This is a genomic window from Paenibacillus sp. GM1FR, from assembly GCF_002803315.1.
Lineage (GTDB): Bacteria > Bacillota > Bacilli > Paenibacillales > Paenibacillaceae > Paenibacillus > Paenibacillus amylolyticus.
Window position 1 is genome coordinate 62,459 of record NZ_MKZL01000019.1, and the last position, 7,886, is coordinate 70,344.

The 7,886-nt window shown below is 41.1% G+C and carries 1 protein-coding gene; it reads left to right on the top strand.

Features of this window, described 5'->3' with window-relative positions:
• The first annotated feature begins 498 nt into the window (after positions 1-498).
• Complete coding sequence (locus PAEAM_RS14990) at positions 499-7,032, top strand: fibronectin type III domain-containing protein (RefSeq protein ID WP_165789934.1); 6,534 nt, start codon at positions 499-501, stop codon at positions 7,030-7,032.
• The last annotated feature ends 854 nt before the right edge of the window (positions 7,033-7,886 follow it).

Genomic DNA, 7,886 nt, shown 5'->3' on the forward strand with positions numbered 1-7,886 from the left:
AGGTGATAGTATGTTGATAGATAATATAATTAATGTTAAAGTTACAATAACTGAATAACTACAAATTGCGAAGCACGCGATTATCCTAATCAACATAGGGATAATTGCGTGCTTTTTTTGTTTTTATTTGGCAGCTCCTCCTCGGTGCGGCCGACACAGGAGGGTTTCCAAAACAAAATACTCATATGTAAAGTGGCTACGAAAGCCACGCTATGGGTGGAAAGGAGTTAAATATGTACGCTAACGATATGGGAGAAGGTTCTAAATTTACTTTTTTGAGAGATTCACATATTAAGGGAATAAACAATTTTCCGGTTTGAGAATTTGGATGGGTGGCGACTAGAAGAGATCCCTACGCCTGGTTGTTATTGTTTCACGAATAGTAAAGAATAAACTTTAACTTTTGGAAATCATTACAATTATGCCTGTTAAATGGCTCCGTCATATTTAGAATCAAAATCGAATGAACAGGAAGCATTGTCTATTAGAGATTCTATCTTGAAGAATACGGATTTTTTTACAAGTAATAAAAAAACGAAAGAAGGCAGGTATTTTAAGATGAATAGATTGAGGAAAGCACTTATTTTGATGCTAACGATAGTCATTACCTTGTCTGGAATGACAATCTACCCAAGTAATAGCCAAGCTTCTGTTGCGCACAAGTGGTCTATGTACACGGTAAAGCAAGGGTATGCCTATTGGGACATAAGAGGTAATATATTTAAATCGGATTGGATTACGGGTTACAGCTCTTTTACTTTTGATAAGAATACTGGAACTTTTAACCTAGATGGTAATTACGGTCAAGCTAATACAGGTGTGGTTTATACTTATGATGATGCTCCTGGAAATAGAGGTAAAATAAAATATACTAGAGCATATAGTGAAGGTATGGCTGAATCAGGAGTTCTTGAAGCTTATGCCGCACCTATACCTGATACCTTAGTAGGGAGCGTGTACAGCTCTGTAGCCAATACCTACCCAAATAATGCTGTTGATCCTGATGGGTTCTATTATAAGTATGAGGGTACCATAAATAATAAAGTACCTGTTGTAGAAATTACTACTAAAGGGGATATGACCTACCTAAATGATCAGGAATCCTTAAGTATCTCTGGAACTGTACAAGATCCCGATAGCGACAATGTATTAATAACAGGGTTTATAGGTGGTATTGGTAAATCTGTAGAAGTCCATAATACAACTTCAAAAAGTCAATGGGTGTTATCGTGGGATATAAGCGAGCTTCCATTAGGTACATATAGCCCCATTATATCTGCTGAAGACGGTATAGACATTGTAGAGGTAAAATATCAAGGTAATATAACTATTAAGCAACAAACTTATTATTACTGGAGCAAATTTAGAGTAGATAAAACACCACTTATCTCGTGGGCTAGATGGACATCTGATCAACACCCTAATTTACCTGGATTTTTCACAGGATACACTACTGATCCTGGAATGCATTCTTCTAAAGTTACAGGTACTTATTTTTACACACTAACTGCACAACAACCTGTAGGTTATATCCCACATTTTAATGATAATAGAAATGTAATTAGATATACCAGGGTTTCTGATCGTTTGTACTATCAAGAAGATCTACATTGGGCAGCGAATGGTGGACAAGATATAAAAGGTTCATTAGTACAAACTAACATTAAAGCAGCTCAAAACACTTATCCAGTTGATGGAGTTCACACAGATGGATTCTGGTACACAAGGGTAGGATTGGTGCCTAATACAAATCCAGTCATCAATGTGACTCAATCGGGTAACAAATCTATAAATTTAAAGACCGGGAGTGACACCTTTGTTATTTCCGGCACATCTACAGATGCAGATAACGATACCTTGTCCATTTCAGCGAGTATAGGTGGGGTAGAGAAACAAGTAGTTTTAAGTCAAACTAAGGATGATAAGGCTTGGACTCTTGTCTGGCGTACATCCGAGTTTAGTAGTAGTGGTACTTTCAGTAGGCCAGTAATTACAGTCGATGACGGTAAGGGTGGAATTTCAACAGCAACATATACAGGAAACCTAATCGTAAATACAGATTCCTTGTACTATTGGGATAAGTACACCACCAAAAATCAGGTGACTAGTTATAGAGAATCTAAAGGTACTACCTATAAAAGTGATATAGATAATATTTCAGGTTATCGTAACTATACGTTTAATAGCACTACTGGTGAATTCTCTGGTGTAGGAGAGTATCAAACGGCTCCAACATATCCAACTTGGGCAGGTACTAGATTATATTCGATCGGTTACCTCCGAAGTATGACAGAGTATGAAGTTACTAATCTGGAACAAACTCAAGTTACTAGACATGAAGCTGTAGCTAACTCAACAAATAAGATTAAGGATACGTTAGTGCAGAGCAATATTTTAGATGTAGACAAAACTTATCCGGATGATGGGTTACACACAGATGGTTTCTGGTATATTAAAAAATCAACCACAAACATGCCACCGGTACTTTCAGTAGATAATTCTGATCAAAATATCGGTACAGCATCTGAGAAAATCAGCTTGAAGGGTAGCGCATTTGACTCAGAAGGAGACGAAATTTCCATTTCAGCAACATTAAATGGTATTACTAAATCGACCAGTGTTACAGGAGCTGGAACTTGGAAACTTGATTGGGCGGTTAATGAAGTCCCGGAAGGAACATATACGAATGTTAAAATTAACGGAAATGATGGGAATAAAGGCACGGACACAATAACCTATACCGGGAGAATCAACTTTGATATGGTCGCTCCTGAGAAGCCGGAGGTTACCTTATCTGAAAACGCATGGACAAACAAAGATGTGAAGCTGATAGCTAAGCATGGTGTCGATATTGGCAGTGGTGCGGATTACACTGAATATACGAGAGACGGTGAAACATGGCACAAGTACAATGATCCTTTAGTTATCGGGGATTCCGGAGAATGGACATATCAGTTCCGTACAAAGGACAAGGCAGGGAATGTTGGCCAATCAACGGAAGTCACTGTGCGAGTCGATAAGCAAGCACCCACAGCACCAGTGTTGAGTTTGTCTGAGGAATCCTATACACAAGATCCGGTAACGATTACCCTGAAGAATGGAACAGATGACCTAAGTGGGGCAGAACGGACAGAGGTTAAAGTAGGGACAGGAAATTGGACAACATATAATGGGGAAATGATTGTCGATGAGGAAGGAGAAACAGAAGTATGGGCGCGGACGATTGATGTCGCAGGTAATATCAGCCCTGAAGCAACTGCAAAGGTCCTCATCGATCGCACTGCACCAACAGAGCCGAGTTATACTCTCTCAGAGAGTCAATGGACAAACAAAGATGTGACATTCCAACTAAATGGTAGTCAAGACGCATCGGATGTATATTACGAGTACAAAATTGGTGATAGTCCTTACACTACGGGTGAAAGTGGCACCATTACAGAAACAGGTGAGCATACAATTACAGCTCGCGCCGTGGATGCAGTAGGGCTCATCAGTCCGGAGACTCAATTTGATATCCGAATTGACAAGGAACTACCTGATGTGGATTATGCACCTAATGGACTGCAATGGTCGCTGCAGGGTACCGATGTTCAAATTAAGGCATCTGATAGGTTGTCGGGTGTAATTGAACCGGTATATGTAGAGATTAGTCAAAGCGGACAACCGAGTGAAGCATGGCAGGTAATGCCAGACAACGGCAAAGTGACCATAGAGGACAAAGAAGGTATCTGGTATGTGCATACACAAGTGAAAGACAACGCTGGAAACACCGGTACACATACGTCCAACCCATATCAAGTACAGAAGGCACCCGATGCCCCAACACTGGAAGCAACAGCAATCAGTGCTTCTGAAGTCAAACTAAGCTGGGATTTACCTGGCGGAAATCGATACACATCAGGCTACACGTATACCATCAAAAACATGAATACCGGTACAGAGAAGATATTGGAGTATCCGGTTCATGAATACGTGGACCAGCAGCTACAAGGTGGTCAAATTTATAACTATCAGCTGACGATTCGAAATCATGTGGGATCAGCGGAGACACAAGTCTCTGCACTAACATATCCAGCTAGTCCTGGAGTCGAGATCAGTCCTGTCTTTCGGACACCAGGTGAAATGTTGATCAACATAGATTCTGTACCAACTGCAACCGATTATCGCCTAAAGTTGATCGATAACCAAGGTCAAATCATAGAAAACGGATTAGTTTCAAGTACTCAAAAAGCATTAACTGGACTAATTCCAGGAAGCAGCTACACGGTTCAAGTATCAGCAATTAATGATAGTGGTGAGGGCTTGGCTACTAGTGTCGGATTTTTAACCCTTCCAGAAACGCCAATGGGATTTACAGCTATTGAAATTAAAGAAGATAGCGTAATTTCAGAGTGGCAGAGCGTTACAACGGCAACCTATTACGATCTCTATCGGAATAACGAGCTCATGTATAACGGGGGGGATCTAAACTATAAAGATACTGGCTTAACCCCTGGAACAGCGTATGAATACGTAGTGGCAGCTGGAAATGAAACGGGCGAAGGTGATGTCTCGGAACCTTTGAATGTAATGACCTTGCCTGAACAGGATAACTCCCTAAAAATGCACGGTTTTAGTACAACAAGATTCACTGCGCAATGGAACGGCGTCCCAAGCGCAATCAAGTATATCCTTCAGGTGTATGATCTCGAACAAAATCTTGTTGCCGAGTATCAAGGTCCAAATCTGGAATATACGGCTTCAGGACTTGAACCAGGAAAGGAATACAGCGTGTCACTGGTAGCATTCAATCGAACAGGTGCAGGAAAAGCGAAGATTGTAAGGACAGTGACATTACCGAGTAATGTTGAATCTGTACAAGTCACTGGGATTGGAGAAACAGAAGCGGAATTCAACATATCATCCGTGACAGGTGCAACCCATTATAAAATTGAACTGAATGGAGAGGAATTCCTGACGAATGATCTCAACTATGTTTTGTCACCGCTTCAAGGTAGCACGGAATATAGTGGGACCGTACAAGCTGGTAATAGCTCCGGTTGGAGTGAACCGACAGCATTCAGCTTCTTGACTAATCCGGTGCGACCAGCATTACTGACGGTGAAGACTTTCAGTGAAACGGGGATGACATTAACCTGGGAAGAAGATAAAACGGCATCTCGCTACTGGATCACGGATGAGCAAGGTAATAGAACGGATGTAACAAGATCAGAATTTGACGTTGCGGACTTGCAACCAGGGTCAGAATACCGCTTTAAAGTAGCAACCGAAAATGCGACTGGCATAGGTTCTGAATCTGAGATCGTGTGGAGTACCCGAACCGAAGCGCCAGAACTAGAACGAGTGGATGTACAAAATTCAGATGCAACATTGAGTTGGACTGAACCCCAGGGGGCATTTCGATACGAGATTACAGATAAAACATCAGGTCAAGTGTATTACAGCGGATCGGAACCCGTTGCACACCTTGCGCAGTTGCAAGTGGGATATGTGTATAATTTAACGTTATCAGCATTCAATAAAACGGACCACGCGTCAAAAGGTGTACTTGTGAAACTGGTGACTCGAGCTGAACTGAACAATAGCAATGTCAAAATTACTGATGTGAAGTCTCACTCCGTAACAATGGAGATCGAGACAGCAGGACAGGAAATCCAGGAGTTCGTTATTTTACGAAATGGTGTGCAAATTACGAAGGTAGAAGCAGGAAGCCAAGTGAGCTATACAGACACTGAGGTGGAACCAGGTAAAAAATATGAGTATGAGATCATGCCAGTAAATGAAGGCGGCGAAGGAAAAGGCGTTAAACTGACTGCATTAACGGCAACGAAGCAAGTGTCAGCTCCAGAGGTGAGATCAGGGGATGATTGGGCAGAAATTAGTTTCCAAGCCGTAGAGCAAGCAAGTGAGTATGTGGTTCTGGATAAGAATGGAACTGAATTATGGCGTGGAGATACCTTGCCGATCCGTCTGGAAGGGCTAGAGCAAGGAACAAAAACTATCTTGAACATTGTGACAGAGAATGCAGCAGGGTATCCATCAGCACCGGTATCAGTCCCTGTGTGGACCCTACCATCAGTGCCTATGGGTATTGAGTCTAGTGCTTCAGAGAGATCCATTACGCTCAACTTCAGCAATGTGATGACAGAAGGCTTAACTAATTTTGTGATTTATAAAGCTGGAAAGGAAGTAGGACGTGTAGGTGCTGGGGAAAAATCCTGGACAGATAAAAATCTTACACCTAATACCGAGCATGTATACGAAGTGAGGGCTGTAAATCTTGGAGGAGAGAGTACGAAGGGGATAAAAGTGGAACAAACCACGAAACAGGAACAACCTGTAAATCCAGGCAGCCCTTCAGCTCCAACCCCTCCGACAAATCATGATAAAGATTCAGACAATCCTGAAAATGACAAACCTGATGATGTTGTTAAAGGAGATCAGCAGGATAATGAGCAGTCTGGATCGGTATCGGGTGTGTTTAAAGATGTGTCCGATTCAAGTTTTGCTAAAAATGAGATCGAAACCTTAGCGAAAGATGGTGTTATAAAAGGCATTAGCACAAATGCATTTGCTCCAAATAAAGAGATCACACGTATGGAATTTGCTGCATTAATTGTGCGTGTCCTAAACGCCAGTCCTGATGAATCCATCACAATGCCGTTCCAGGATGTTAAAGATAATGCATGGTATAGTGCAGAACTAAATGCAGCTATTGTTAATGGTATTGCAAAAGGATTCAATAGAAATGAATTCCGACCGAATGCTGTAATTAATCGAGAACAGGCAGCAAAGATGTTGGTCAATGTGTTGACTAAGGAAGGCATAACACTTTCAACTACAGCTCAACAATTCTCTGATGATTCGGATATTGCAGTATGGGCATTAGATGATGTAAAAATGGCAACAGAGCAGAAGTTCGTACAAGGGTATCCGGACAATACGTTCCGCCCGAAACACGGACTGACACGTGCTGAGGCAGCTGTAATGATCTACCGTTTACGCGATCATTTAAATTCGATTTCAAAGTGAAATGAACAAGCTATACAAACAACAATAATTTGATTAGCTTGAATGCGTGACTCTTTAGAAAACGGTAGGTACAGTCTGTCTCGTAGAGTCTGACGATAATTGAATATTTCACACATTTAGGACGGCGATGGAGCCGTCCTATTTGTCTCTGTTCCGAAATATCAGTCTTAACATCTTTCAGGATCCCATACGTTGCTTTGGTCTTTTGTGCCGGGGGTATAAACAAGACTTTAAAAAATCTTCCCTAGTCTTTTATAAAGAACAAATTTTCACTTTAATGAGTACCTATTTTAAAAGGTCACGCCTGTGTCTGATTATATTTAACATGAAGCTACTGAGAAGCATACGAGAAATAGGGATATGATAGGACTGGAAATAATTCCAATCCAGTGCGAATTGATAATACAGAGGTTGCTTAACGAGCAAGAGAATTAGGACAGAGGCATTTGGAATAAAAACATGTTCTTATCCCTAATTAGGGAATGTATCTAGTTGCTTTTAATTTATTTCGCCAACCTTAGGTTAGAGAGGTGTATGGCCCAGAATACAATAAATATATGGAGGAAAGGTTAACATTGGAAAGTTTTTCATTTAGAAAATATCCCAATGATATGGTATAACTCTTCTTGCTTTGACACTCCCACCCCTAAAGGGGCAAGATCACTAAAGTGATTGGGATTCTTAGCTAAGCTTAACGTCCTCATTTCATTTCTGCTTTGGACAGATGCTAAGATTAGGGTATGCCATTACCCCTCCTAAGACAGTGCATATAGCACCTTAGGCTGATTGACTGTTACCGCCAATCACAGTTGCGTAGCGAATATTCATCGCCCCAACGATATCACGATGTTTCT